At 70.6% G+C, this 23,924-nt stretch carries 23 protein-coding genes; 9 read left to right on the top strand and 14 right to left on the bottom strand.

Going from position 1 to position 23,924, the window contains the following annotated elements; all coding sequences use genetic code 11:
• Nucleotides 1-81: 81 nt before the first annotated feature.
• The 3 genes from AB0M01_RS21080 to AB0M01_RS21070 form a co-directional block, all read right to left on the bottom strand.
• Complete coding sequence (locus AB0M01_RS21080; protein ID WP_363671901.1) at nucleotides 82-1,464, bottom strand: C40 family peptidase; 1,383 nt, start codon at nucleotides 1,462-1,464, stop codon at nucleotides 82-84.
• Between the two features lie 232 nt (nucleotides 1,465-1,696).
• Nucleotides 1,697-2,515 (bottom strand): endonuclease/exonuclease/phosphatase family protein, encoded by an 819-nt coding sequence (locus tag AB0M01_RS21075; RefSeq protein WP_363671899.1) that lies wholly within the window; start codon nucleotides 2,513-2,515, stop codon nucleotides 1,697-1,699.
• 69 nt (nucleotides 2,516-2,584) lie between these two features.
• The gene (locus tag AB0M01_RS21070; protein ID WP_363671897.1) at nucleotides 2,585-3,664 is read right to left on the bottom strand and encodes an oxidoreductase; all 1,080 of its coding nucleotides are present in this window, start codon (nucleotides 3,662-3,664) and stop codon (nucleotides 2,585-2,587) included.
• Nucleotides 3,665-3,759: 95 nt separating this feature from the next.
• Between AB0M01_RS21070 and AB0M01_RS21065 the strand changes: the two genes are divergently transcribed.
• Nucleotides 3,760-4,659: a bile acid:sodium symporter family protein gene (locus AB0M01_RS21065; RefSeq protein ID WP_363671895.1), complete on the top strand. Its 900-nt coding sequence runs from the start codon at nucleotides 3,760-3,762 to the stop codon at nucleotides 4,657-4,659.
• Here the strand turns inward: AB0M01_RS21065 and AB0M01_RS21060 are convergent.
• Complete coding sequence (locus AB0M01_RS21060; RefSeq protein ID WP_363671893.1) at nucleotides 4,656-5,960, bottom strand: RICIN domain-containing protein; 1,305 nt, start codon at nucleotides 5,958-5,960, stop codon at nucleotides 4,656-4,658. The two genes, AB0M01_RS21065 and AB0M01_RS21060, sit on opposite strands and share 4 nt — an antisense overlap.
• Nucleotides 5,961-5,996: 36 nt before the next feature.
• Nucleotides 5,997-6,863, bottom strand: coding sequence for a helix-turn-helix transcriptional regulator (locus tag AB0M01_RS21055; RefSeq protein WP_363671891.1), 867 nt, complete (start codon nucleotides 6,861-6,863; stop codon nucleotides 5,997-5,999).
• A gap of 100 nt (nucleotides 6,864-6,963) precedes the next feature.
• On the opposite strand from AB0M01_RS21055, the gene AB0M01_RS21050 reads away from it, so the two are divergent.
• On the top strand, nucleotides 6,964-7,704 hold the full coding sequence (locus AB0M01_RS21050) for an SDR family NAD(P)-dependent oxidoreductase (RefSeq protein WP_363671889.1): 741 nt from the start codon (nucleotides 6,964-6,966) through the stop codon (nucleotides 7,702-7,704).
• Here the strand turns inward: AB0M01_RS21050 and AB0M01_RS21045 are convergent.
• From AB0M01_RS21045 to AB0M01_RS21010, 8 genes are all read right to left on the bottom strand, one after another.
• On the bottom strand, nucleotides 7,701-8,000 hold the full coding sequence (locus AB0M01_RS21045) for a thiamine-binding protein (RefSeq protein WP_344182297.1): 300 nt from the start codon (nucleotides 7,998-8,000) through the stop codon (nucleotides 7,701-7,703). The two genes, AB0M01_RS21050 and AB0M01_RS21045, sit on opposite strands and share 4 nt — an antisense overlap.
• Before the next feature lie 30 nt (nucleotides 8,001-8,030).
• Nucleotides 8,031-9,638, bottom strand: a complete 1,608-nt coding sequence (locus AB0M01_RS21040; protein ID WP_363671886.1) for an MDR family MFS transporter — start codon at nucleotides 9,636-9,638, stop codon at nucleotides 8,031-8,033.
• Complete coding sequence (locus tag AB0M01_RS21035) at nucleotides 9,635-10,291, bottom strand: TetR family transcriptional regulator (RefSeq protein ID WP_363672534.1); 657 nt, start codon at nucleotides 10,289-10,291, stop codon at nucleotides 9,635-9,637. Before AB0M01_RS21035 ends, AB0M01_RS21040 begins: the two co-directional genes overlap by 4 nt.
• A 75-nt stretch (nucleotides 10,292-10,366) precedes the next feature.
• Nucleotides 10,367-11,410 carry a dihydrodipicolinate synthase family protein gene (locus AB0M01_RS21030; protein WP_363671884.1) on the bottom strand — a complete coding sequence of 348 codons (1,044 nt, stop codon included), beginning with the start codon at nucleotides 11,408-11,410 and terminating at the stop codon, nucleotides 10,367-10,369.
• Nucleotide 11,411: 1 nt separating this feature from the next.
• Complete coding sequence (locus AB0M01_RS21025; protein WP_363671882.1) at nucleotides 11,412-12,428, bottom strand: NAD-dependent epimerase/dehydratase family protein; 1,017 nt, start codon at nucleotides 12,426-12,428, stop codon at nucleotides 11,412-11,414.
• Nucleotides 12,428-13,609, bottom strand: a complete 1,182-nt coding sequence (locus AB0M01_RS21020; protein WP_363671880.1) for an amidohydrolase family protein — start codon at nucleotides 13,607-13,609, stop codon at nucleotides 12,428-12,430. The genes AB0M01_RS21025 and AB0M01_RS21020 overlap by 1 nt, the downstream gene beginning before the upstream one ends.
• On the bottom strand, nucleotides 13,596-14,354 hold the full coding sequence (locus AB0M01_RS21015; RefSeq protein WP_363671878.1) for a 6-phosphogluconolactonase: 759 nt from the start codon (nucleotides 14,352-14,354) through the stop codon (nucleotides 13,596-13,598). Before AB0M01_RS21015 ends, AB0M01_RS21020 begins: the two co-directional genes overlap by 14 nt.
• Nucleotides 14,355-14,358: 4 nt before the next feature.
• The gene (locus AB0M01_RS21010) at nucleotides 14,359-15,903 is read right to left on the bottom strand and encodes a glycoside hydrolase family 3 N-terminal domain-containing protein (protein ID WP_363671876.1); all 1,545 of its coding nucleotides are present in this window, start codon (nucleotides 15,901-15,903) and stop codon (nucleotides 14,359-14,361) included.
• 169 nt (nucleotides 15,904-16,072) lie between these two features.
• On the opposite strand from AB0M01_RS21010, the gene AB0M01_RS21005 reads away from it, so the two are divergent.
• The 6 genes from AB0M01_RS21005 to AB0M01_RS20980 are packed head-to-tail and all read left to right on the top strand — an operon-like array spanning nucleotide 16,073 to nucleotide 22,149.
• On the top strand, nucleotides 16,073-17,350 hold the full coding sequence (locus tag AB0M01_RS21005) for an extracellular solute-binding protein (protein ID WP_363671874.1): 1,278 nt from the start codon (nucleotides 16,073-16,075) through the stop codon (nucleotides 17,348-17,350).
• Nucleotides 17,347-18,270, top strand: a complete 924-nt coding sequence (locus tag AB0M01_RS21000) for a sugar ABC transporter permease (protein WP_363671872.1) — start codon at nucleotides 17,347-17,349, stop codon at nucleotides 18,268-18,270. Before AB0M01_RS21005 ends, AB0M01_RS21000 begins: the two co-directional genes overlap by 4 nt.
• Nucleotides 18,267-19,100 (top strand): carbohydrate ABC transporter permease, encoded by an 834-nt coding sequence (locus AB0M01_RS20995; protein ID WP_363671870.1) that lies wholly within the window; start codon nucleotides 18,267-18,269, stop codon nucleotides 19,098-19,100. The genes AB0M01_RS21000 and AB0M01_RS20995 overlap by 4 nt, the downstream gene beginning before the upstream one ends.
• Nucleotides 19,097-20,302: a Gfo/Idh/MocA family oxidoreductase gene (locus tag AB0M01_RS20990; protein ID WP_363671868.1), complete on the top strand. Its 1,206-nt coding sequence runs from the start codon at nucleotides 19,097-19,099 to the stop codon at nucleotides 20,300-20,302. The genes AB0M01_RS20995 and AB0M01_RS20990 overlap by 4 nt, the downstream gene beginning before the upstream one ends.
• Nucleotides 20,299-21,285, top strand: coding sequence for a LacI family DNA-binding transcriptional regulator (locus AB0M01_RS20985; protein WP_363671866.1), 987 nt, complete (start codon nucleotides 20,299-20,301; stop codon nucleotides 21,283-21,285). Before AB0M01_RS20990 ends, AB0M01_RS20985 begins: the two co-directional genes overlap by 4 nt.
• A 12-nt stretch (nucleotides 21,286-21,297) precedes the next feature.
• Nucleotides 21,298-22,149: a LamG-like jellyroll fold domain-containing protein gene (locus AB0M01_RS20980; protein ID WP_363671864.1), complete on the top strand. Its 852-nt coding sequence runs from the start codon at nucleotides 21,298-21,300 to the stop codon at nucleotides 22,147-22,149.
• On the opposite strand, the gene AB0M01_RS20975 is transcribed toward AB0M01_RS20980, so the two are convergent.
• Nucleotides 22,146-22,622 (bottom strand): MarR family transcriptional regulator, encoded by a 477-nt coding sequence (locus AB0M01_RS20975; RefSeq protein WP_363671862.1) that lies wholly within the window; start codon nucleotides 22,620-22,622, stop codon nucleotides 22,146-22,148. The two genes, AB0M01_RS20980 and AB0M01_RS20975, sit on opposite strands and share 4 nt — an antisense overlap.
• A gap of 37 nt (nucleotides 22,623-22,659) precedes the next feature.
• Here AB0M01_RS20975 and AB0M01_RS20970 point away from each other — a divergent pair, with 37 nt between their 5' ends.
• On the top strand, nucleotides 22,660-23,922 hold the full coding sequence (locus tag AB0M01_RS20970) for a nucleotide disphospho-sugar-binding domain-containing protein (protein ID WP_363671860.1): 1,263 nt from the start codon (nucleotides 22,660-22,662) through the stop codon (nucleotides 23,920-23,922).
• Nucleotides 23,923-23,924 lie beyond the last annotated feature (2 nt).

The following is a 23,924-nucleotide window of genomic DNA, read 5'->3' as shown; positions in this document are numbered from 1 at the left end:
ACCGTTCTGCTGTGGTGTCAGGGGCGGGCTAACGGGTGGGCTGCGGCGGCCGGGACAAGCGCCGCCGCAGCGGATCAGGGGCTACGGGCGCCCGAAGAAGTCCGGGTCCTCCCAGTAGTAGACGCTGTCGATGGTGACCGGGCGGCCGGTCCGGGGCGCGTGCACCATCCGGCCTCCGCCCAGGTACATCGCCACGTGGAAGATCGTGCCCGGGTCGTTCGCGTTCTCGGCCCAGAAGATCAGGTCGCCCGGCCGCAGCTCGTCCTCGGAGATGTGCCGGACCTGCTCGTACTGCGCGACGCTGTAGTGCGGCAGCGAGACGCCGGCCTTCTTCCAGGCCTTCATGGTCAGGCCGGAGCAGTCCCACGAGTCCGGACCGGCGGCGGCCCAGACGTAGGGCTCGCCGAGCTGGGACAGCGCGAACGCGATCGCGGCCGCCGCGCCCTTGCGGTTCGGAGTACTGCTGCCGCCGTCGCCGCCGGGCCGGTCGGTCTTCGGCTTCGGCTTCTTCTTCGGCGGCTTCGTTCCGTGCTTGGCCGCTTCCTCCCGCTCCTCGCGATCCTTGCGGGCCTGCTCGGCCGCAGCCCGGGCCCGCTCGGCCGCCTCCTTGGCGGCGATCCGCTTGCGCAGCTCCTCCGCCTTCTTCGCGGCCAGTGCGGCGGCTCGCTGGCGCGCAAGCTCCTCGAGTCCCCGCTGCCGCTGGTCGGCCACCTGGTACGACGTACTGCGCAACGCCGCGAGCTGCGTGATCTGCTGCGTGCGCTGGACGCCGATCGCCGCGACGGCCGACGCCTGGTTCGCCTCGGCGGCCTCGGCCGCCTTCTTCGCCTTGGCCGCCTCGTCGGTCGCGGCCTGCACCTTGGTGACGGCCTGGTCGGCCTGCACCTTGAACGCGTTGCTGACCACCTGCGTCGCGGTGAAGCGCAGGTACGAGCCCTGCATCGCCTGCGACACCGACCGGGCCGCGCCGGCCGAGTCGAGCAGCTGCTGCGGCCCGTCGGCACTCAGCAGCGGTCCGAGCTGCGCGAGATCGCCACCACCCTGGTACGACGCCGCCGCGAAGCGGCCGATCTGGCGGCGCTGGTCCGCGAGCGTCTGAGCGGCCTTGGCGGCCCGGCTCGCGGCGGCGGCCGCCTCGGCCTTCGCCTTGGTCAGCCGGTAGACGGCGCCGTTGTACTTCTCGGCCGCGATCCCGGTCTCCCGGCCGAGCTGCTCGAGCCGGGCGTTCGCGCCGGCCAGCTGCTGCTCGATCGCGGCGACCTGGGCGGCCTTCGCGGCGGCGGCCTGCTTCGCCGCGTCGACCTGCGACTGCGACGGGATGACCGGCGGTGTCGGCGCGGCGTCAGCCGGCTCAATGGTCAGGGCCATGCTTCCGGTCAGGCAGATCGCGAGCACCCCGGAGAGCAGCGCCCTTCCGGTCTTCCCAGTGCCTGCGACCCGGCTGCCGGACGGGGGCGTCCGCATCGGGTTCTTCCTTCCGCCGGTCGCGAGCTCCTTCCCCAGAGCTCCCGATCCACTTGGCCCTCCTGGGCCACAGGAGTGACACTAGTTGCCTTCAGCCCCATTGGGAACACTTGTCCCACGAAGAACTTTGTTGCACCTGCGTGTCGGCTTGACAAACTACAAGCTTGTAATTCCTTCCGGGACAAATAAAGGCGCCCTCCGCAACCGCGGAGGGCGCCGGAAACCGGGTGGATCAGCGAAGGGTGAACGAGGCAACGACCGGAAGGTGGTCGGAGGCAAGCGTCACCGGGACGGTCGCCGCGGTCGGCCGGAGACCGGCGTTGTGCAGCAGGAAGTCGATCCGCTTGGTCGGGTTGCCGGCCTCGATCGTGTAGCCCGGTCCCTTGCCGACCTGCGGCCAGGTGTCGCGGAGTACGGCGGTCAGCGTCTTGATCTCCGGCGAGGTGTCGACGGCGTTCAGGTCGCCGACCAGCAGCGTCGGCTTCTTCGACGTGCCGAGCAGCTCGACGACCTTCTTGGCCTGCTCCAGCCGCTCGTCGTTGTTGTTGCTGGTCAGGTGCGTGTTGGCGAACCGCAGCTCCTGGCCGCGCACCTTCAGCGTCGCGACCGCGAGACCGCGCTGCTCACCGGTCGGGTACTTCGGCAGCAGCGTGTTCTTGAAGTCCTTGATCGGGTAGCGGGACAGCACCGCGGTCCCGTACTGCCGGCGCGGCTCACCGGGGTTGACCGGCGGCAGGTCGAGGTTCGGCGCGAAGCGGTAGTGCATCTTCAGCCGCTTGGCCAGCCAGGCCGCCTGGTCGACCCAGTTGCTGCGGACGTCCCAGTGGTTGTCGACCTCCTGCAGCCCGACCACGGTCGCGCCCGAGGACTCGACCACCTTCGCGACCCGCTCGAGGTCGAGCACGCCGTCCACACCGGCCGCGTGGTGGATGTTGTAGGTGATCACCTTCAGCGTCCGGTCGTCGTGCCGGGGGCTCGCCGCGGCGGCAGTCGGCAGCACCATCAGCAGCCCCGCGACAGCAGCGAGCAGACTCTTGGGGAGGATTCGCATGACCTCAATCCTTCCCGAGCCGGTGCGACCCCGGTACGACGTCCGAGTGTCGGCGAGTTGAACACCGGTTCACCGGCTCAGCGTCAGCCGCCCCACGACACCCTTCGCGCCCGACCCCCAGCAGCCGGCCTGCCGGCCGTGGCCGCCGCACTCGACGCTGTCCAGGTTCGCGTCGGAGAACTGCTTCCAGTGGTGGCCGCCGTCGAGCGAGACGTCGCTGCCCGACGGACCGACCGCGACGACGGTCGCGAGCGTGCCCGGGACGAACGCCGAGCCGCTGCGGTAGCCCTTCGGCGCCTGCGCGGCCGGGATCAGCCGCCAGCTGCGGCCCCCGTCGTACGTCACCGACGCGGCGCGAACCGCCTCGGTCGGCTTCTCGAAGTCGCCGCCCAGCGCCACGCCGTACAGGGGACCGCGGAAGGCGAGCGTGAAGATGCCGGCCGCGGCGCCGCTGGCCATCGGCGAGTCGGTGACCTTCCAGTGCCGGCCACCGTCGACGGTCCGGAAGACCCGCGGCCGGTCGCCGCCGCCGGTCGCGAACCACGCGGTCCGGCCGGTCCCGGCGACCAGGCACGTCCCGGACGCGGCGAAGGCGAACTCACCAGGCAGCGCGGCCGGCATCCCGGCCGAGGACTGCACCTTCCACGACTTGCCACCGTCCGACGTACCGGCGATCCGGAACTTGCCGTCGACCGGGTCGCTCAGCGCCAGCCCGTGCCTGGAGTCGTTGAAGTCGAAGCAGTCGTAGAACGCGGTCGGCTCGGTGTTCCGGAAGGTCTCGGTCCAGCTCTTGCCGCCGTCGCTGGTCCGGTAGACCCGCGAGTCCTCACCCGGCCCGATCGCCAGGACGACGGCCCGCCGCGCGTCGAACGCCTCGACGTCGCGGAACAGCAGGGCCTCGGCGCCGGCCGGGCTCACGTTCTGCCACTTCTTCCCGCCGTTGGTGGTCAGCAGCACCTGACCCGCACTGCCCGCCACCCACGCGACGTCCTTGTTCACCGCGGCCAGGCCGCGGAACTGCGACTCGCTGCCGGTCGGCGTCAGTTCCCACTGGTACGACGGCCGCCCGGTGGCGTGCGCGGGGGTCAGCTGCGTGGCGGCGAGCAGGACTCCGGCCGCGAGTGCGGCGGCGATGCGCAGGGTCTTCATGACCGGCAAAGCTAATACACCGTCGCGGCGAGCACGACCCCTTGCCGACACCCGGGCGCACTGTCACTCTGAGCACCCGCCAGAAGGAGGCTGACGTGAACGACTCCGTGCTCACCTCGGTGCTGCTGCCGATCGCGCTCGCCGTGATCATGTTCGGCCTCGGCCTGACCCTGACGGTCCGCGACTTCACCCGGGTACTCCGGATGCCGCGCGCCGTACTGGTTGCCCTGGGCACCCAGGTGGTGCTGCTCCCGGTGATCTGCTTCGGCCTGGTCAAGGTCTTCGGCCTGGCCCCCGCGCTGGCGGTCGGCATGATGCTGCTGGTCGCCTCCCCCGGCGGCACGACGGCCAACCTGTTCAGCCACCTGGCCGGCGGCGACGTCGCCCTGAACGTGACGCTGACCGCGGTGAACTCGGTGCTCGCGGTGATCACCCTGCCGATCGTGGTCAACCTGTCGCTGAACCACTTCCTCGGCGACGGCCAGATCGGCCTGCAACCGGCCAAGATGCTGCAGGTGTTCGCGATCGTGCTGGTCCCGGTCGCGCTCGGCATGCTGGTCCGCGCGCAACGCGCGGCGTTCGCCGACCGGATGGCCCGCCCGGTCAAGCTCGGCTCGATCCTGGTGCTGGCCCTGGTCATCTTCGCGGCGATCTTCACCGAGCGCGCCAACATCCTCGACTACCTGGTCGAGGTCGGCCTGATCGCGCTCACCCTGAACGTGCTCAGCCTGGCCATCGGGTACGCCGTACCGAAGCTGACCGGCCTGGCCGAGCGCCAGTCGATCGCCTGCTCGATGGAGATCGGCATCCACAACGCGACGCTGGCCCTGACGATCGCCCTCAGCCCGTCGCTGCTCGGCAGCAGCGAGATGTCCATCCCGGTCGCCGTCTACGGCATCGTGATGTTCTTCCCGACCGCCCTGTTCGCCTACTACCTCAGCCGCCGCGGGGTCCGGTCGGGGAACGAGTCGTTCCCCGACCGGGCCGCCGCCTAGGCCAGCTTGAACGACTGGGTCGCGGACCCGTTGCAGGTCAGCTGAACCAGCTGGACCTGGTCGGCGGTGGAGCCGCCGGGGACGGTCAGGCACTTGCTGCTGTGCCGGCTGACGAAGTGGAAGTATCCGTCGCCCTCGGCAACGGCCTGCCACTGCTGGTTGTTGCCGTTGCTGTAGGTCCACAGCTGCAGGCCGGCGTTGTCGGCCGCGGAGACACCGGTGATGTCGATGACCTTGGTGGCGTCGTTGCGGTTGTTGGCCCGGACGAAACCGCCCGAGGTCGGCTGGAACTGCCACTGCTGCGCGGTGGTGGAGTTGCAGGCGTACTGCTGCACGACCGTGCCGTTCGTCGTACCGGCGGCGCGGGCGTCGACGCACTTGCCGGTCGCCTTGTTGGTCGCGGTGTAGAAGGTGTTCGGCTCCGGCTGCCCGGTCGGCGGGTCGACCGGCGGGGTGCCGCCACCGCCCATCCACTTCAGCGAGTCCATCACGAAGGTGTTCTGGGCCGCGCTGTCGAAGGTCGACGACAGCCGGGTGTTGGTCTCGTAGTTCATCGCGTTGTGGCCGAAGTTGGCGTAGACCATCTTGAAGTTCTTGTTCGACCAGACGATCGGGTGGTAGCCGGCGTACCAGGTCTGGTTCGGGTCGGTGCCGACCGGGTAGCTGCCCGGGTCGATCGCGGCCAGGATCTGGATGTTCGGGTTGTTGCGCAGGTCGTTCTGCCAGCCGTACCACTCACTGACCGAGGACCGGAACGTCGCGCCCGTGTTCACCAGGGCCGGGTGCGAGCGGTTCTCGGTGCGCAGGTTCACCGCGGTCGGGCCCCAGGTGTTGGTCTGGAACCGGCCGGTGCCGAGGAAGGTCTGGAAGAACCACGGCCAGCTGGGCGGCGTCTGGGCGTCGTTGTACGCCGTGACGTGAAAGCCGAACCAGCCACCGCCGTTCTCCATGTAGCGCTGGAAACCGGCCCGCTGCGAAGACCCGGTCGGCGCGCCGTCGAGGAACATCACCACCTGGTACTGGGACGCGGTGATGTTGTTCAGCCGGTTCCAGTCGGTGGTCGCGGTGTAGGTGAACCCGTTCTGGGCGGCGAACTGCGGGAACCGCTGGTTCGCCTCCTTGACGAAGTCGATGTGCGCGGCGTCGTAGTTGCCGTTGTAGAAGGCCAGCACGTTGAAGGTCGCTTGAACCTTCTGCTCCTGCTGGGTCCGGGCCTGGGCGGCGGGCACCGCGGCCAGCAGCAGGAACCCGAGCATCACGGCCAGCATTTTGGGCAGGAAAGAGCGTCGGACGAAAGGCATGGGGGCGGTCCTTTCCGTGAAATTTCAGGGCTTAAACTAACTTTCAGCTTTAGCCTCTGCAAGCCCTTTCCAGAAGTTTCCTTCGTTAAGCACGCTGAGCAGCTGCAGCCGCTCCGCGCTCTCGCTGCCGGGCTTCGCGGTGAACACCACCAGCGTCTGCTGCTGGTCCCGGTTGTCGATCACCTCGCAGTACAGCTCCAGCTCGCCGACCACCGGGTGGTCGAAGAACTTCGTCCGGCTGTGCGTCACCCCGACCTCGTGCCGCTCCCACAGCTCGGTGAACTCAGGGCTCAGCTTGTGCAGCGCGGCGACGATCGTCGCGGCGTACGACGACGGCCCGTCCGCGGTGAACACCCCGCGCAGCATCGAGACCAGCATCCGGCCGTGGTTCGAGCGGTCCGGCTCCCGGTACAGCGTGCGGCTGTCCGGATCGGCGAACCAGCGGTAGATCTCGCTGCGGTCCATCCCCGTCCGGTTGGTCTGCTCACCGGCGAACGCGACGTGCGCCGGGGTCTGCGCGAGCGTCTCGCCGCAGCGGTTGAGCAGCAGCGCGGGGGTGTCCTGCAGCCGGTCCATGATCCGCAGCATGCCCGGGTCGACGTGGCAGGCCCGCGTCGTGCGCGGCGGCGTACCGTGCCCGGCGAGCACGAACACGTGGTCGCGCTCCTCCAGCGTCAGCCGCAGCGCGCGGGCGATCGCGCCGAGCATGTCCACCGACGGTTGGGGCCCACGGCCCCCTTCGAGGCGGCTGTAGTAGTCGGTCGACATCGACGCCAGCGAGGCGACCTCCTCGCGGCGCAGGCCCGGGGTCCGGCGGCGCCGGCCGCGCGGCATCCCGACGTCCTCGGGTTGCAGGGCTTCCCGGCGCTTGCGCAGGAAGTCGGACAGTTCGCCGTACTCCATGCTTCCAGGTTCTCAGGCCGAGCCAGCGCTAACCACTGCCTGCCGAGCATAGGCTCAGCCGGGGCTGGTTAGGGTCCCCGGACCGGCCGACGCTGGGGCCATGAAAACGACTGGCAACACGATCTTCCTCACCGGCGGCACCTCGGGCATCGGGCTCGGGCTGGCCCGCCGGTTCCGCGACCTGGGCAACACCGTGGTGATCAGCGGCCGGCGCAAGGACCTGCTCGACCAGCTGGCCGCCGACGAGGGTTTCGGCACCGTCGAGCTGGACGTCGCCGACCCGGCGTCGATCGCGGCGGCGTACGAGAGTGTGACGACGCGCTACCCCGAGACCAACGTGCTGATCACGATGGCCGGCGTGATGCGCGGCGAGGACCTGCTCGACCCGGCACACCTGGAGACGGCCGAGGAGGCGATCGAGATCAACCTGCTCGGAACCATCCGGTCGATCACGAAGTTCCTGCCGTTCCTGCTGGACAAGCCGGAGGCGACGATCGTCACGGTGTCGTCCGGGCTGGCGTTCACGCCGCTGGTGGTGACGCCGACGTACAACGCGACCAAGGCCGCGGTGCACAGCTACTCCGAGGCGCTGCGCGCGCAGCTGCGCGGGACGAACGTCCAGGTGATGGAGCTCGTTCCGCCGGCGGTCCAGACGTACCTGTTCGAGGGGAAGGCACCGGACCCGAGCTGGATGCCGCTGGAGGAGTACGTCGACGGGACCATGCAGGCCTTCGCCGACCAGCCCGACGCGCACGAGGTCCTGTTCGGCGTCGGCTTCCTGCGCAACTCCGAGCTGGAGAACCGGTACGCCGAGACGTTCGCGACGCTCAACAACCACTAGTCGCCGAGGGCTTGCTCCAGCCGCTCGACCTTCGCGGTCAGCTGGCCGGTGTACCCCGGCCGAATGTCGGCCTTGAGCACCAGGCTGACCCGCGGCGACACCGCGGCGACGGCGTCGACGGCCTGCTTGACCACCGCCATCACCTCGTCCCACTCACCCTCGAGGTTGGTGAACATCGCGTTGGTCTCGTTCGGCAGGCCGGAGGCGCGCACGACCCGGATCGCCTCGGCGACCGCCTCGCTGACACCACCGGTCTCGTCCCCGGCCGCCGGGCTGATACTGAAGGCAACGATCATGCCGACAGGGTAGTCAGCCCGGCCCAGGGATCAGACGTCGTCCTGGACGACCTTCTCGCGGGCCTCTTCCTCGGCCCGGCGCTCGGCGCCGCTGGTGGTCATCAGCGGCTTCTCCTTGATGAACAGCACCGCGACCAGCGCCAGCACCGCGAACGGGACCGACATCATGAACAGGTCCGCGGTCGCCGCGCCGTACGCGTTCTCCACCACGGCGCGCGCCTGCTCCGGCAGCTCCTGGATGTTCGGGACCGCGCCGCCACCGCCGGACGAGGCACCGCCCGGGTTCAGCGTCTCGGTGACCTTGTTGGCCAGGATCGCGCCGAGCACGCTGACCCCGATCGTGCCGCCCATGCTGCGGAAGAAGCTGACCGCCGAGGTCGCCGCGCCCAGCTCACGCGCCGGGACGTCGTTCTGCGCGGCGAGCACCAGGTTCTGCATCACCAGGCCGATGCCGACGCCCAGCACGATCATGAACGCCCACAGCAGGTACTTCGAGGTGTGCGCGTCGATGGTGCCGAACAGCGCGAGCCCGATCGGCAGCAGCACGCTGCCGACGACAAGGTAGATCTTCCACTTGCCGTACTTCGTGATCAGCCCACCGGCGATCGTCGAGGCGACCATCATGCCGAGGATCATCGGCAGGCTCATCAGCCCGGCCTTGGTCGGCGTGTACCCCTGGGCGATCTGGAAGTACTGCGCCAGGAACACCGAGCCACCGAACATCGCGACACCGACCAGCGCGCTGGCGACGATCGACAGCGTCACCGTGCGGTTGCGGAACAGGTCCATCGGGATGATCGGCTCGGGGTGCTTGCGCTCGACCATCACGGCGGCGACCAGCGCGGCCAGGGCGGCACCGACGAGCAGGAAGCTCCAGCCCGAGGCCCACTCGAACTTGTTGCCCGCGAACGACGACCAGACCAGCAGCGTGCTGACCCCGGCGGTGATCAGGAACGCACCCCACCAGTCGATCTTCACGTCCCGGCGTACGGTCGGGAGCTTCAGCGTGCGCTGCAGCAGCACGATCGCGGCCAGCACGAACGGCACGCCGACCAGGAAGCAGGCCCGCCAGCCCAGCGGCGAGTCGACCAGGAAGCCGCCGAGCAGCGGACCGCCGACGGTCGCCGAGGCGAAGATCGCGCCGAAGATGCCGGAGTACCGGCCGAGCTCGCGCGGCGGGATGATCGCGGCCATCACGATCTGCACCAGCGCGGTCAGGCCGCCGGCGCCCAGGCCCTGCAGGACCCGGCTGCCGAGCAGGACCTCGATGTTCGGCGCGAAACCGGCCACCAGCGAGCCGATCACGAAGAAGCCCAGCGAGAGCTGGACCAGCAGCTTGTTGTTGTAGAGGTCGGCGAGCTTGCCCCACAGCGGCACGGTGGCCGTCATCGTCAGCAGCTCCAGGGTGACCACCCAGGTGTACGACGACTGGCTCGCGCCGAGGTCGTGGATGATCCGCGGCAGCGCGGTCGACACCACCGTGCCGGCCAGGATCGCCACGAACATGCCCATCATCAGGCCGGAGATGGCCTGGACGGTCTGGCGAGGAGTGAGCGCGGCCACCTCGGCGGCGGCCGCTTCCGGCGGGGTGACCTCGCCCGCCGCGTCGGACGGCGTGGGCGATGAGGTCGTTGTCATGACTGACCTTCCTGATCTCTGGTGAGAATGGTTCTGTCGTACGCGGGATCCAGACCGTCGGCGAGCAGCGCGAACGCCTCGTCCACCAGCACGGTCAGGCCGGGCACCTCGTGCCCGCCCGCGAGCTTCTGCTTCTCCGCCGCGACCCGGACGGCGGTGGTGACGGCGCCGACCAGCAGCGCGGGACGCAGCGATGTCGCCGGCTCACCCATCCGCTCGGCAAGCGCGGCGGACAACGCCCGCTCGTCCTCGGCCCCGAGCAGCACGAACTGGGCCAGCAGCGCCGGCGACCGCCCGATCAGCTCGAAGCGCTGCTTGGCGTCGCCGGCCTTGTCCTCGAAGTCGGCCAGAGCCTGGCTGACCAGCACCCGCAGCATGGTCAGCGGCGACTGCTCGGCCGGCGCCTCGCGCAGCCGGGTCAGCGAGCGCTCGAGGTCCTCGGGGTCGCGCCCGAGGATGGCGTGCTCCTTGTGCGGGAAGTAGTTGAAGAAGGTCCGCACCGAGACGTCGGCGGCCTCGCTGATCTCCTCGACCGTGACGTTGTCCGGCCCCTTCTCGATGGCCAGCCGCAGGGCGGCGGCAGCCAGGGCGAGCCGCGTCTCCCGCTTCTTGCGCTCGCGCCGGCCACCGGCCACGACGTCTTCGGTCTGCATCACGAGATCTATGGTGACTCGAACTTGCAGTCCGTGCAAACTATTTGTGACTGCAATCTTGCGGTCACGCACTGATCACTCTCCGTGCTCAAACCATCGATTCAGGTTCTCGGCCACGAACGCGTCGTCGGTCAGGTGCGGGTACGCCGCGACGACCCGGTCCAGCTCCTCGGCCTGCCCCGGGGACAGCCGCTCGTCCGGGTCGAGCAGGTGGATCCCGTCCAGCAGCCCCTGCCGGCGCAGCACCTCGTGAATGCCGGCCACGCAGCCCGCGAAGTTCCCGGCCACGTCGAAGACGGCAGCGTTGGCGTCGGTGAGCTGCGCCCCCAGCGTCAGCAACTCCTCCGACACCGGCTCCCGGCGGACCCGTTCGAACAGCTCGACCGCGGCCCGCGTCCAGACGGCGTTCTGGCCGAGCAGACCGCCGACGATCCGCTGCGAGACCTGCTTCCCGTCGACCGTGAACCGGTACGTCGTCAACAGGTCCGCCACGATGTTGTCGTCGTTGCCGGTGTAGAGCGCGATCTCGGCGGCGCGGCTCGACGTACAGACCGCGCGGACCACGTCGATCGTCCGGTACCGGTCGAACGGCGCGATCTTGATCGCCGCCAGGCTGGGCAGCTCGGCCAGCCGGGCCCAGAAGCTGTACGGCAGCGCCGGACCGCCGACGGCCTGCTGCAGGTAGAACCCGAACACCGGCAGCACCTCACCGACGGCCCCGATGTGCTCGATCAGCTCGTCCTCGGACGCGTCGCCGAGGCCGCGCAGGATCACCATCGCCAGGTCGTACCCGAGCTCGGCCGCGAGCTTCGCCTCGGCGACGGCCTGCTCGACCGGACCGGCGACACCGGCCACCATCACGATCGGACGGTCCCGCGGCGCCTCGCGGACCGTCTCGATCGCCAGCCGCAGTACAGGTTCGAGCAGGCCCGCGTCGCGGATTCCGAACTGGGTGGTGTGCACACCGACGGCGAGACCGCCGGCACCGGCGTCGAGGTAGTAGCGGCTGAGCGCCCGCTGCCGGCGTACGTCGAGCTGCAGGTCCGGCGTCAGCGCCAGCGGGTGGGCCGGGATCAGGACGCCCTCGCGGAGCGCGGCAGCAGTTGCTTCAGGCAACATGTCAGAACCGCCCGTCGCGCTGCTGGAAGTGCGTCGCCTTGCCGTGCGTCGCGCCGTCGGAACGCACCCAGTCGGCCGTCCACTCCAGCAGCGTGCCGAGCGCGACCTGCGGGTACCCGAACAGCCGGTGCGCCTTCGCCGCGTTCGACAGCAGCGCCGTCGGCTCCTCCGCCCCGGCGAACCGAGCCGGTACGCCGAGCAGCTCGCCGAAGCGTTCCGCGATCCACCGCACCGAGGCGGTCTCGGGCCCGGCCAGGTTCAGCACGAACGGCGGCGCCGAACAGTGCTCCAGCATCCGCAGCGTCCACGCGTTCACGTCGCCCTGCCAGATCACGTTGACGTTGCCCATCCGCAGGTCCACCGGCTCGCCACGCGCCACCGTCCGCGCCAGCTCCAGCAGTACGCCGTACCGCAGCTCGACCGCGTAGTTCAGCCGCGCGATCGCCACCGGCGTGCCGTTGGTGCGTGACCAGTGCTCGAACAGCCGCTCGCGACCCAGGCAGGACTGCGCGTACTCGCCGACCGGGTCCGGCGCGACGGTCTCGTCGGCGCCGCCGGACGTCACCGGGAGCAGTGGGTAGACGTTTCCGGTGCTGAAGGCAACGATCCGGGCGTCCCGGAAGCGCTGGGCGACCAGGCCGGGCAGGTACGAGTTGAGCGCCCAGGTCTGGTGCTCGCCGCCACTGGTTCCGAACTTGCGCCCGGCCAGGTAGATCACGTTCGGCGCGGACGGAAGCCCCGCGAGCTGGTCGCCGTCCATCAGGTCGGCCTTGGCCAGCTCGACCCCGCCGTCCCGCAGCCGGGCGGCGGTCTCGTCGTCGAGGTTGCGGGCCACGCCGATCACGCGGTTGTCCTTGCCGGCCTTGTCCAGCGCCCGGCGGGCCATCAGCGCGAGCTCGGGGCCGAGCTTGCCGCCGACGCCGAGCAACATCAGGTCGCCGTCGAGCCGGGCCAGGCTCTCCACGACTTCGGTGGCCGGAGCGGACAGGGCGTCGTACAGGTCGGTGAGCGTCTTCATCAGGTCTCCTCACTGGACACGGACGGCGAGCGGTGGATCCACCGGCCGCCGGACATCGTCGCGACGACCGACAGGTCCTCGCCGAGCACCGCCAGATCGGCGTCGTGGCCGGGCGCGAGCCGGCCCTTGCGGTCGAGGCCGAGCACCTGCGCGGGCCGGGTGCTGGTGGCGGCGACAGCCTCGGGCAGCGGCCAGCCGAGCCCGCGGTGCAGGTGGACGAGCATCCGGCTCAACGGCGTGACGCTGCCGCCGAAGGCGTCCTGGCCGACGATCTTGCCGACGCCGTCGACCACCTCGCACTCGACGACACCGAGCCGGTAGCGGTACCCGTTCGGCATCCCGGCGCCCGGGGTGGCGTCGGAGACCGCGACCAGCCGCCCGGGCAGGCAGCGGCGGGCGATCTCGATCAGCACCGGCGGCAGGTGGTGCCCGTCGGCGATGATCTCCGCGGTCAGGCCGTCGGAGGCGAGCGACTCCTCCAGCAGGCCGGGGACCCGGTACGGTCCCTCGCGCACGGTCGTGGACTGGCAGCTCCAGAGATGGGTGAGGTGACTCAGCCCGCCGGCGACCGCCGCGCCGAAGTCCGCCGCGCGGGCCGAGCTGTGCCCGGCGGCCATCACGACACCCGCGCCGGCGAGACGGCGTACGAACTCGGCGGCACCGTCCAACTCGGGGGCGACGGTCACCATCGTCACCAGGCCACCGCGCGCGAGCAGCCGGTCGGCCTCGCCGGGTGACGGTGCCCGCAGGACGGACGGGTCGTGCGCGCCGCACTGGTCGGCGGCGAGATACGGACCCTCCAGGTGGACGCCGTGCAACCCGTCGCGGCCCACGGACCCGGCCAGCGCGTCGAGGCGTTGCTCCAACTCGTCCGGCGCGGCCGAGACCAGCGACGCCTGCAGGGTCGTGACGCCGTGCCGCGCATGGAAGGCCACCACCTCGCGATGCGCCTGCGGATCGGGCTCGTCGAACGACCGACCGCCACCGCCGTGCACGTGCAGGTCCACCAAGCCCGGCACGATCGTGCACCCGTCGTACCGGACGGTGGACGCCGGAGCCTCCGCATCCGGTACGACGGCCGCGATCACGCCGTCGCGGACGACCACCGAGAACCCGTCGACGACCTCGTCGGGCAGCACCAGCCGCGCGCCGGTGAGAACCTGCGGCTCAGCGCCCGGCATCGGGCGCCGACTCGACGTCGAGGAAGAGCCGGACCCGCGGATGCGTGCGCAGCGCGGTGCCCGGGAAGTCCGGGCCGATCGGCCGCGTCAACGTGTCGTGCACGGCCTGCCGCTTCGGTGCGCCGGGGACCGAGGCGATCACCTCGCGCGCGTTCAGCAGCCGCGGGATCGTCACCGTCACCGCGTGCGTCGGTACGTCGTCCAGCGTGGCGAAATGCGCCTCGTCGACCTGCTGCCGGCGGCTCGTCGCGTCCAGCGCGACCACCTTCGCGGCCCGCGGGTCGCCGAAGTCGGCCGGCGGGTCGTTGAAGGCGAGGTGCCCGTTCACGCCGAGGCCGAGCAGCACCAGGTCGAACGGCGCGTCCCCCATCAGCTGCTCGTACCGTTTCGCCACCGTCTCCGGGTCGGCGGCCGGCTCGATCGGCCAGAACGTTGCCTGAGGCACCTGATCGAGGAAGGTCGTGCGCAGCCAGTTCGCGAAGCCCTGCGGCGCGTCCGGCGCCAGGCCGACGTACTCGTCCATGTGGAAGCAGACCACGCGGCCCCAGTCGATCCCCGGCTCCCGCGCCAGCGCGGTCAGCGTCGCGGCCTGGCTGGGCGCCGCGGCCAGCATCAACCGGGCCTGTCCGCGTTCCGCGATCGCCCGCCGCAACACCGTCGCGGCTTCCCCGGCCGACGCCAGCCCGAGCGCGGCCCGCGTCGGGTAGGTGCTCGTCGTGGGGGGATGGTCGGTCCCGACCGTCATCGGCTCACTCCTCGTCCGTCAGTACGTCGAACGCCGCGTCGATCGCGGCGTCGGTCACGATCCCGAACGCGTCCACGGCTGCCGCCGTCAGCACGCGCCCGGCACACTCCCCGAAGGCCTGCGCGGGCTCACCGGAGTTGATCACCACGACTGCGTGCGGGTCCCCCACGGCGTCACGCACCACCTCGAGCTGCCGGGCGAGCGGCACCGGACCGGGGTCGACCACCGGAATCAGCAACGCCCCGGGGTTCCGCGCGCCGACCTTCGCCAACGCACCCGGCACCAACGCTTCGGGCTCGAGGGTCAACGGCAGCCCACGCCGCACACCGACCTCGCTGAACCTGCGGGCCAGAGCGGAGTCCCCCACCACAACTTGCTTCGGTCCGACAACCACTGGCTCTCGCGTGAACAACGACACTGTTGCCGACCTGCTCGGGTCCTCCCAGACAAGCCCCTCGTCGAGCGCCGCCGCCCGGTCGAAATCCAGTGGCTGCGGCTGATCGAGGCCGATCGCGACCCGCGCCCGCAGCAACCGCCGCACGCTCGCGTCGATCTGCTCCTCGTCGAGCCGGCCCTCGGCCAGCGCCGCGAGCAGGTGGGCGACGATCCGCGGCGCCTCGGCGGCCGCGCATTTCGCGTTCGCCACGTCGGCTCCGGCCCGCAGCGCCAGCACCGCGCCCTCGGCGGCGTCGTACTGGCCAGAGACCGCGGCCATTCCGAGCGAGTCGGTGATGATCACTCCCTCGAACCCCAGTTCCTCCCGCAACCACACCCGGTTGACCGTCCGCGAGAACGTCGCCGGGACGTCGATCCCGAGCGCCGGGAGCTCCAGGTGCGCGACCATGATCGACGCCACCCCGGCCTCGACGGCCGCGCGGAACGGCGCCAGGTGGATCTCCTCGTGCTGCTCGACGGTCCGCGCGACCCGCGGCAGATCCAGGTGGCTGTCGACGCTGCTGTCGCCGTGCCCGGGGAAGTGCTTGGCCGTCGCGAGCATCCCGTGGTCCTGGTAGCCCCGGATCTGCGCGGCACCGAGCGCCGCGGTCTGCTCCGCCGGTACGCCGTACGCCCGGATGCCGAGGATCGGGTCGTCGGGCACGGTGATCACGTCTACGCAAGGGCTGAAGGTCCAGTGGAATCCGGCGGCCCGCGCCTCCAGCGCTCCGGCCGCGGCGACCCGGTAGGCCAGCTCCGCGTCACCGGTGAGCCCGATCCCCCGCGGGTACGGGAAATCGGTCCCGCCGCTGCCGAGCGCGTAGGCCAGGCCACTCTCCAGGTTGCCGGCGAGCAGCGCCGACGGCAGACCGGCCGCGGCGCAGATCTGCCTGACCTCGTCGTGGTACCGCGCGGCGGCCGAGACCGGCATCGCCGGGACGCTGTGCAGCGCCCCGATCCCCAGCTCGAGCGCCGCCCGCGTCGCGGCGTCCGGGCGGCCGTCGGCCACCCCGGGCACGACCAGCACCAGCTGGGCCAGCTTCTGTGCCGGGGTCAACCGGCCCAGCAGGTCGTCGATCCACCGCTCACCGCGATCGCTCAGCGTTCCGGCCATGCCTCACGTCCTTGTCAAAGGTTTGCACAGATTCTGGAACCAATCCTGAGTGGAACAGCAGAAGCTGTTGACCACAAGGCAGTACCAGCCTACGGTTCCCCTACCGTTTGTCAAAGGTTTGCACAGATCCGGAGGAACTCTCATGCGAGCGCTGACACGACACCCTCGGATGACCGCCGTCGCCGCCGGCACGGCCCTGCTGCTGACCGGCTGCGGGCTCGGCGGCGCCCCGGCGACCGCGCCGGTCGACACCGGCGGCAAGGTCGAGGGGACGATCACCTTCCAGACCATGCAGCTGTCGCCGACCTTCGACGACTACCTGAACGCCACCATCGACGCCTTCGAGGCCAAGTACCCCGGGACGACGGTGAAGTGGACCGACATCCCGAGCAACGCCGCCGCCCGCAAGGTCAGCGCGGACGCGATCGCCGGGACGCTGCCGGACGTGATGGATCTCGACACCGGGACGCTGGCCCCGCTGGGCCGCAAGGGCCTGACCGTCGACATGGCCACGGCCGCCGGTGACGTCAAGGACAGCTACGTCGCGACCGCCTGGCAGTCGTTCGCCTTCGGCGGCACCGGCGCCGCCGCCCTGCCGTGGTACCTGAACACCCCGGTCCTGATCTCGAACAAGGCGGTCCTCGGCAAGGCCGGCCTCGGCTCCAGCCCCGACCCCACCGGGTACGACGAACTGCTCACCCGCTCTGCCCAGATCGCCAAGGCGACCGGCGTCGCGGGCTTCCAGCCGACCGAGACCGGTTTCGCGAACTCGCTGCTCACCGTCGGGGTCCCGCTCGTCGACGAGACCGCCACCAAGGCCGTCGTCAACACTCCGGAAGCGGTCGCCTTCGTCACGAAGCTCGCCGAGCTCTACCGCTCCGGCGGCATCCCCAAGGACAGCGTCAGCGCCAAGGAGCGCAGCGAGATCGAGACCTTCTCCGAGGGCAAGACGGCGTACCTGGAGTCGGGCGGTTCGCGGCTCAAGATCATCAAGGAGAACTCGCCGGCCGTGTTCGGCAGCGTCGCGGTCGGCAAGCCGCTCGGCGACGCGGCCAAGCGGACCTGGGTGGTCGCGCACGGCCTGGCCGTCCCCACCAAGTCCGGCAACCTGCCGACCGCCGTCGCGTTCGCGAAGTTCCTCACCTCGGCCGAGAACCAGCTGGCCCTGGCCAAGGTATCGAGCGTCTTCCCCAGTACGACGGCGTCGCTGAACGACCCGTTCTTCGCCGTCGGCGACGGCGACCTGACCGCGGCGGCCCGCCGGATCGCGGCCACCGGCCTGCGCGACGGCCGGACCACGGTCAAACCGCCCGCCGCGGACGCGGAGTACGGCGCGACGCTGTGGTCGGCGGTCCAGCCCGCGATCCTCGGCGACGTCGCCCCGGCCCAGGCGCTCGGTGATGCCGAGGCCAAGCTGACCAAGATCCTCCAAGAGCGGCAGAAGTGACCACCATCGCCACCGGCCGCCGGGTGCGGGTCCGGCGCGTCGCCGCCCCCGCGGCGCGCCGGCACCGCTGGTACGTACCGCTGCTGTTCATCGGCCCGGCGCTCGCGCTGCAGATCACCTTCCTGTTCCTGCCGCTGGCGAACACGTTCGTCCTGGCCTTCACCGATGCCAGCACGCTCGGCGGCGGCCGGTTCACCGGCCTGGCCAACTTCACCGAACTGCTCGCGGACACCACGTTCTGGAACGCCGTCGGCCGCACCTTCCTCTACATGGCGGTCTCCGTGCCCGCGCTGGTGATCATGTCGACTTGCCTGGCCGTCCTGGTCAACACCAGGCTGCGCGGCGCCGCGTTGGTCCGGCCGCTGCTGTTCTCGCCGATGGTGCTGCCGCTGGCCGTCATCGCGGTCGTCTTCCAGTACCTGCTCAACTCCGACGGCCTGGTCAACACCGTCCTGCAGGGTCTGCAGCTGGTCAGCGAGCCGGTCCCGTTCCTGACCGATCCCGACCTGGCGCTGTTCAGCTTGACGCTGGTGACGATCTGGAAGGGCTGTGCGCTCTACACCCTGATCACGCTGGCGGCGTTGCAGAACGTCTCCCCCGAGCTCGACGAGGCCGGCCGGCTGGACGGCGCGGGCTGGTTGCGCCGGACGCTCAGCGTCACGCTGCCGCAGATCCGCGGTACCACGGTGATGATCGCGATCCTGGCCGCGATCGCGACGCTGCGGGTGTTCACCGAGCCGTTCGTGATCACCGGCGGCGGGCCCGGCGACTCCACCCAGACGATCGTCGTCTACCTGTTCCAGAAGGGCATCTCGCCCGGGACCGACGCCGGCTACGCGTCCGCGATCAGCCTGGTGCTGTTCGTCTTCGTGCTGGTCGTGTCCGGTCTCAGCTGGCTCGTCTCCCGGAGGACCCGATGAGCGCTCAGATCGGTACCCGCGAAAAGCTGATCCGCTGGCCGCTGATGCTCCTCGCCGTCGCGACCGTGCTCGGCCCGCTGCTCTGGCAGGTCGGTACGGCGCTGAAGAGCGCGGGCGAGTCGGCCGTCGGCTTCCCCGGCACGCTGCTGCCGCAGCACCCGACGCTGGACAACTTCGCGACCGCGTTCACCGAGATCCCGCTGGTCCGCTACGTGCTCAACTCGGTCGCGATCTCGGCGATGGGCATGACCACCAACCTGGTACTCGCGACCCTGACCGGGTACGCGCTGGCGCGGATCGCGTTCCGCGGCCGGAGCCTCTACACGATGTTGCTGCTGGCAACGGCCGTGCTGCCGTTCGAGGTGATCCTGGTGTCGACGATGCTGGTCACCCGCGACCTCGGGCTGAACGACACGCTGCTCGGCGTCGTCCTGCCGCAGGCCGTCTCGATCGTCGCGATCTTCGTGATGCGGCAGGCCTTCCTGCGGATCCCCGACGAGCTGGCCGAGGCGGCCGCGATCGACGGCGCCGGACCGTTCCAGGTGTTCTGGCACGTGATGCTGCCGTCGGTTCGCGGGTCGCTGGCCGTGGTCGCCGTCCTCGGCTTCCTCGACTCCTGGGACCACTTCATCTGGCCGCTGGTGATCCTCAGCGACCCGTCGAAGTACCCGGTGAACGTCGGCGTCCAGTACCTGTCCGGAACCTTCTCCGCCGACCAGCGGGTGATCTCCGCCGCCGCGATCGTGGTGATGATCCCGCCGCTGCTCGTCTACTTCCTGCTGCAGAAGCAGGTCTTCAAGGGCCTGGCCGAGGGAGCGCTGAAGGGATGAGACCCACCGTCCTGCTCGCCGGTACGGCGGGCTACGGCCGTACCCACCTCGACCAGTTGCTCACCTGGCACGCCGACGGCGTCATCCGGCTGGCCGCTCTGGTCGACGTGAACCTCACCGCCGAGACCCGGCAGTTGGCGGCAGCGGCCGACCCGATCTGGGCCCGCTCGATCGAGGAAGCTCTCGACCGGACAGCGATCGATCTCGCCGTCGTCGCGACCCCGCCGCACACGCACTACCCGCTCGCCCGCACAGTCCTGGACGCCGGGATCGCCCTCTACCTGGAGAAGCCACCGGTCCCACTGCTGCAACAGCTCGACGCGCTCAAGCCCGTACGCCGGGCCGAGGTCGGCTTCCAGCTCGCGCGGGCCTCGATCGAAGCGCTCGAAGCGGTCCTCGCCGACGACCGTATCGGCGAGGTCACCCGCATCACCGCCCACGGCTGCCTGGCCCGCCCAGACTCGTACTACGCCCGCAACGCCTGGGCGGGCTCCTGGTTCGCCGACGGCCAAGCGGTCCTGGACGGGCCGCTCTTCAATCCGCTCGCCCACATCGTGCACACCGCGCTCACACTCGCCCGCCGCATCGAGCCGGCCTGGCAACCGGACAGCGTGGAGGCCGAGTTCTACTCGGTGCACGAGATCAGCGGCGACGACACCGCGGCGATCCGGGTCCGTTCGGTCTCCGGTCCACCGGTGCTCGCCGTGGGGACCACCGTCGCGGACGTCGTCGGCGAGCCGTCGATCACCGTGCACGGTTCGCGCGGCGCGGTGACCGTCCGGCACCGCGACGCCGCCGGGTTCGTGGTCACCGATGGTGTCCGGTCCGAGCTGCCGGCGCTCCCGGCACCGGTCGCGCCGCTGCTCGCCGCGCTCCGCGACCTCGACGGCGCGCCCGATCCGCTGATCAGCTTCGACGCCGTCCGGCCCTTCGTCACCGTCGTCAACGCCGCGGTCCAGGCCGTCGGCGCGCCGACGAGCATCGCCGGCCGGCAGCACGTCGTACCGGCCGGGGACGAGACCCGGCGAACCGTGCCCGGCCTGTCCGGGCTGATCGACCGGGTCGTCGGCACTGGTAGCCTCTTCGGCGAACTGGGCGTGCCCTGGGCCGGTCCGGCCGGCTCGATCGGCCTTCGGGGGTACGACGGTCTGTCCCATCCCGCGCTGGCCCCGGGCCGTCGTACGGACCGGGAGGCCAGATGAGCGCGCGAACACGGCCGGCAACTCTCAAGGACGTCGCCGAGGCGGCCGGGGTGTCGATCTCCACCGTCTCCCGGGTCTTCTCCAGCCCGGGCCGGATCTCCCCGGAGACCTCGCGCCGGGTCCGCGAGGTGGCGAGCCGGCTGCGGTTCTCCCCGAACGTGATGGCCCGCTCGCTGATCACCGGCACCTCGCCGAACATCGGCCTGGTCGTCCCGGACATCTCCAACCCGTACATGACCACGCTGCTGAAGGCCGCGCAGCGGGTCTCCCGGCTGCAGTCGACCGGCATCTTCGTCGCCGACACCGACGACAGCGCCGACATCGAGCGCGAGGTCTGCGAGCAGTTCGCCCAGCAGAGCCGCGGTGTGGTGCTCTGCGCGCCGCGGATGAGCACCTCGCACATCCGCGAGATCAGTCAGCTCGTGCCGCTGGTCCTGGTGAACCGGGTGGTCGAGGGCATCCCGAGCATCTACACCGACTCGCGCGCCGCGCTGCGCGAACTGTTCGACGACCTGGTCGAGCAGGGGCACCGCCGGATCGCGTACCTGCCCGGCCCGGCCGCCTCCTGGTCGAACAAGCAGCGCGCGCGGACGGTGACCGACCGGGCCAAGGCTCTCGACGTCGAACTGGTCCGGCTCGACCCGACCGAGGGCTTCCACGCCGACGGCGTCGCCGCGGCCGCGGCCGTGCTGAAGCACGGTGTCACCGCCGTGATGGCGTTCGACGACGTCCTGGCCGCCGGGCTGGTCGAGGGGCTGCGGCGCCTCGGCAAGTCGGTGCCCGACGATGTCAGCGTCACCGGCCACGACGACATCCTGTCCGAACTCGTGCACCCCGGTCTGACGACCGTGACCGGCCAGAGCGACCGCGTCGGTCAGCTCGCCGTTGCCCGGCTGCTCGACGGTTCCGACTCCGACGGTGCCGTCGGCGTCAAGGCCACCGTCGTCCGCCGGCTGTCCACCGCACCACCCCGTACGGCCTGAAAGGACTCCGCCATGTCCAGTTCACCCAGCCGCCGCCGTTTCCTCGCCCTCACCCTCGCCGCGGCCGCATCGGCCACGGTCCTGCCCGCCGAGGCCGTTGCCTGCGGCAACTACGATGCCGTGGTCCGGCAGGACCGGCCGGTCGCCTACTGGCGACTCGACCGCGCGACCTCCGGCAGCGAGGCGTCCCTCGTCGGAGGGTCCGCTCTGACCGGCACCTACGCGGGCTCCCGCACCGCCACCACCCTCCCGAACGGCGACCGCGCGACCGCGTTCGACGGCGCCACCGGGTACTTCCAGGTCGCCGACCACGCCGTACTGAGTCCGGCGACCACCGGCGTCCTCACGCTGGAGGCCTGGATGCGGCCGGACACCCTGCAGTTCCCGCACGCCCAGAGCAGCGGGTACGTGCACTGGATGGGCAAGGGCGAGACCAACCAGCACGAGTACGTCGCCCGGATGTACTCCCAGGTCAACACCGAGAACCGCCCGAATCGGATCTCCGGCTACCTGTTCAACTCCACCGGAGGACTCGGCGCCGGCTCGTACTTCCAGGACCCGGTCGTCGCCGGCGGCTGGATCCACTACGTCCTGGTGATCAACGCGAACGCGAAGAGCACCACCTACCCCAACGGCTACACCAAGATCTACCGCGACGGCGTCCTGCGCGACACCGACGACCTGAGCATCTCCGGCCAGATCATCGTCCCGTCCGACGGCTCCGCCCCGCTCCGCGTCGGCACCCGCGACTTCGGCTCCTGGTTCCAGGGCGCCGTCGGCAAGGTCGCCGTCTACGACAAGGAACTGAGCCCGACCCGGATCACCGCCCACCAGCAGGCGATGACATCCCCCGGCCGGCGCTAGGTCAGGCGCCCGAGGACGCGGTCGGCCAGCCCACAGAAGGTCTCCAGCTCTTCCGGGCTGAGGTCGCCGAACCACTCGGCGACCGCGGCGAAGTCCCCCTCGTCGCGGCCGCGCCAGTAGGCCGCGCCGGCTTCTGTTGCTGCCAGCAACTTTCGCCGCTTGTCGGCCGGGTCCGGCACCACCTCGAGCAGTTCCTTGCGCACCAGGACGGCGACGATCTGCGCGACGTTCTGGTGCGTGCTGCCGAGCGCGGCCGCCGCCTCGGCCATCGACGGCGTACCGGCCGCCTTGACCACCGTGATCAGCGCGGCCTGCTGAGTGGTCAGACCGTCCTCGCGGAGCCGCTGGTCCATCAGGTACCGCAGCTTCTGGGCCAGGGCGAGCGTGGTCCGGAACGCCCGCACCGACGGATCGAGCGGCGAGTCCGGCCCGATCCCCAGCAGGTCCAGGGTCTTGTCCTTCGAAGCTGACATAGGCAATATATTACCTAATTAGTCCGAGGAGGCCACCATGATCTGCCTGCTGCCGCACTGCGCCTACCTGTCCGAGACCTCGCGGATGCTGGAGCTGCACCGCGCGCTGACCGCGCTCGGCGTCCCGGTCCGGGTCGCCACCCACGGCGGGCCGCACGAGCGGCGGCTGGTCGAGGCCGGCGTCCAGTACGACGTACTCGGCCCTGGTCTGTCACCGGCGCGGTCGGCCGCGTTCGTGGCGTCGGCGATCGGGCTCGGCGATCCGAGCCAGAGCATGTACGACGACCCGGAGCTGCGCGGGTACGTGCAGGCCGAGGCCGAGTACTTCCGGGCGCACGGGATCACCGTCGCCGTCACCGGCTTCACGTTGACGACGCTGCTGTCGTCGCGGCTGGCCGGCGTCCAGGTGATCACTGAGCACGCCGGCAGCTTCGTCCCGCCGGTCTTCGAGCGGCGGATGCTGCCGAACCCGAGTACACCGATCGATCGACGACTCAGCCGGCTGCCGGGGTGGTTGCGCCGGTACGTCCTCAACAAGACGCTCCATCGGCTCCCGGCGTACACGGCGGGGTTCAACCGGATCGCGACCGAGCTGGGTGTCGAGCAGGTCCCGAGCCTGCCGGCGCTGCTGCTCGGCGACCTGTCGCTGGTGCCGGAGATCCCCGAGGTGCTCGGGATCCCGAACGCCGACCTCGAAGCCTGGCGGCCCGGTCGTGGGTACCGGTCGGGTGCGCGGCTCACCTCGGTCGGGCCGCTGTACGCGCACCTCGACCTGCCGATCCCTGCGCACGTGGAGAAGTTCCTGGGCGGTGAGGGGCCGGCGGTCTACGTGGCGATGACCTCGACGCCCGCGGCGATGGTCCGCGAAGTGGTCACCGCTCTGCAGGCGCTCGACGCGCGCATCCTCGTCGCCGGGACCGTCCACGACCTCCACGACCTGCAGTCGCCGCAGGTCTGCGTCGGGGGCACGCTGCCGAGCCATCTCGTGATGCCCCGCGTCGATCTGGCGGTGACGACCGCCGGGCAGGGCAGCACGCAGACCGCGATGGCTTCCGGCTGCCCGTTGCTGGGCATCCCGCTGCATCTCGAGCAGGACCTGAACATCCACCTGATCGAGCGCCTCGGCGCGGCCCGCCATATCGCTCCCCCGGACCTGCGGCAACTGACCGCCACAGCCACCGCCATGCTCGGGAACGCCAACCACCTCGCCGCCGCCGAACGCATCCAGAAGCTGTACGCCGCAGCCGACGGACCGGCCGAGGCGGCGCGGGCCATCGTTGCCCAAGGCTCCTTACGATGAAC

This window comes from Kribbella sp. NPDC051770 (assembly GCF_040681455.1).
GTDB lineage: Bacteria > Actinomycetota > Actinomycetes > Propionibacteriales > Kribbellaceae > Kribbella.
The sequence above is the reverse complement of the archived record's forward strand: the minus strand, read 5'-3'. Positions and strand labels throughout refer to the sequence as shown.

What these genes read in the sequence shown, in the direction of transcription:
- AB0M01_RS21080 (WP_363671901.1), bottom strand. Translation starts at nt 1,464, where the DNA reads ATGCGGACGCCCCCGTCCGGCAGCCGGGTCGCAGGCACTGGGAAGACC.
- AB0M01_RS21075 (WP_363671899.1), bottom strand. Translation starts at nt 2,515, where the DNA reads ATGCGAATCCTCCCCAAGAGTCTGCTCGCTGCTGTCGCGGGGCTGCTG.
- AB0M01_RS21070 (WP_363671897.1), bottom strand. Translation starts at nt 3,664, where the DNA reads ATGAAGACCCTGCGCATCGCCGCCGCACTCGCGGCCGGAGTCCTGCTC.
- AB0M01_RS21060 (WP_363671893.1), bottom strand. Translation starts at nt 5,960, where the DNA reads ATGCCTTTCGTCCGACGCTCTTTCCTGCCCAAAATGCTGGCCGTGATG.
- AB0M01_RS21055 (WP_363671891.1), bottom strand. Translation starts at nt 6,863, where the DNA reads ATGGAGTACGGCGAACTGTCCGACTTCCTGCGCAAGCGCCGGGAAGCC.
- AB0M01_RS21050 (WP_363671889.1), top strand. Translation starts at nt 6,964, where the DNA reads ATGAAAACGACTGGCAACACGATCTTCCTCACCGGCGGCACCTCGGGC.
- AB0M01_RS21045 (WP_344182297.1), bottom strand. Translation starts at nt 8,000, where the DNA reads ATGATCGTTGCCTTCAGTATCAGCCCGGCGGCCGGGGACGAGACCGGT.
- AB0M01_RS21040 (WP_363671886.1), bottom strand. Translation starts at nt 9,638, where the DNA reads ATGACAACGACCTCATCGCCCACGCCGTCCGACGCGGCGGGCGAGGTC.
- AB0M01_RS21035 (WP_363672534.1), bottom strand. Translation starts at nt 10,291, where the DNA reads ATGCAGACCGAAGACGTCGTGGCCGGTGGCCGGCGCGAGCGCAAGAAG.
- AB0M01_RS21030 (WP_363671884.1), bottom strand. Translation starts at nt 11,410, where the DNA reads ATGTTGCCTGAAGCAACTGCTGCCGCGCTCCGCGAGGGCGTCCTGATC.
- AB0M01_RS21025 (WP_363671882.1), bottom strand. Translation starts at nt 12,428, where the DNA reads ATGAAGACGCTCACCGACCTGTACGACGCCCTGTCCGCTCCGGCCACC.
- AB0M01_RS21020 (WP_363671880.1), bottom strand. Translation starts at nt 13,609, where the DNA reads ATGCCGGGCGCTGAGCCGCAGGTTCTCACCGGCGCGCGGCTGGTGCTG.
- AB0M01_RS21015 (WP_363671878.1), bottom strand. Translation starts at nt 14,354, where the DNA reads ATGACGGTCGGGACCGACCATCCCCCCACGACGAGCACCTACCCGACG.
- AB0M01_RS21010 (WP_363671876.1), bottom strand. Translation starts at nt 15,903, where the DNA reads ATGGCCGGAACGCTGAGCGATCGCGGTGAGCGGTGGATCGACGACCTG.
- AB0M01_RS21005 (WP_363671874.1), top strand. Translation starts at nt 16,073, where the DNA reads ATGACCGCCGTCGCCGCCGGCACGGCCCTGCTGCTGACCGGCTGCGGG.
- AB0M01_RS20995 (WP_363671870.1), top strand. Translation starts at nt 18,267, where the DNA reads ATGAGCGCTCAGATCGGTACCCGCGAAAAGCTGATCCGCTGGCCGCTG.
- AB0M01_RS20990 (WP_363671868.1), top strand. Translation starts at nt 19,097, where the DNA reads ATGAGACCCACCGTCCTGCTCGCCGGTACGGCGGGCTACGGCCGTACC.
- AB0M01_RS20985 (WP_363671866.1), top strand. Translation starts at nt 20,299, where the DNA reads ATGAGCGCGCGAACACGGCCGGCAACTCTCAAGGACGTCGCCGAGGCG.
- AB0M01_RS20980 (WP_363671864.1), top strand. Translation starts at nt 21,298, where the DNA reads ATGTCCAGTTCACCCAGCCGCCGCCGTTTCCTCGCCCTCACCCTCGCC.
- AB0M01_RS20975 (WP_363671862.1), bottom strand. Translation starts at nt 22,622, where the DNA reads ATGTCAGCTTCGAAGGACAAGACCCTGGACCTGCTGGGGATCGGGCCG.
- AB0M01_RS20970 (WP_363671860.1), top strand. Translation starts at nt 22,660, where the DNA reads ATGATCTGCCTGCTGCCGCACTGCGCCTACCTGTCCGAGACCTCGCGG.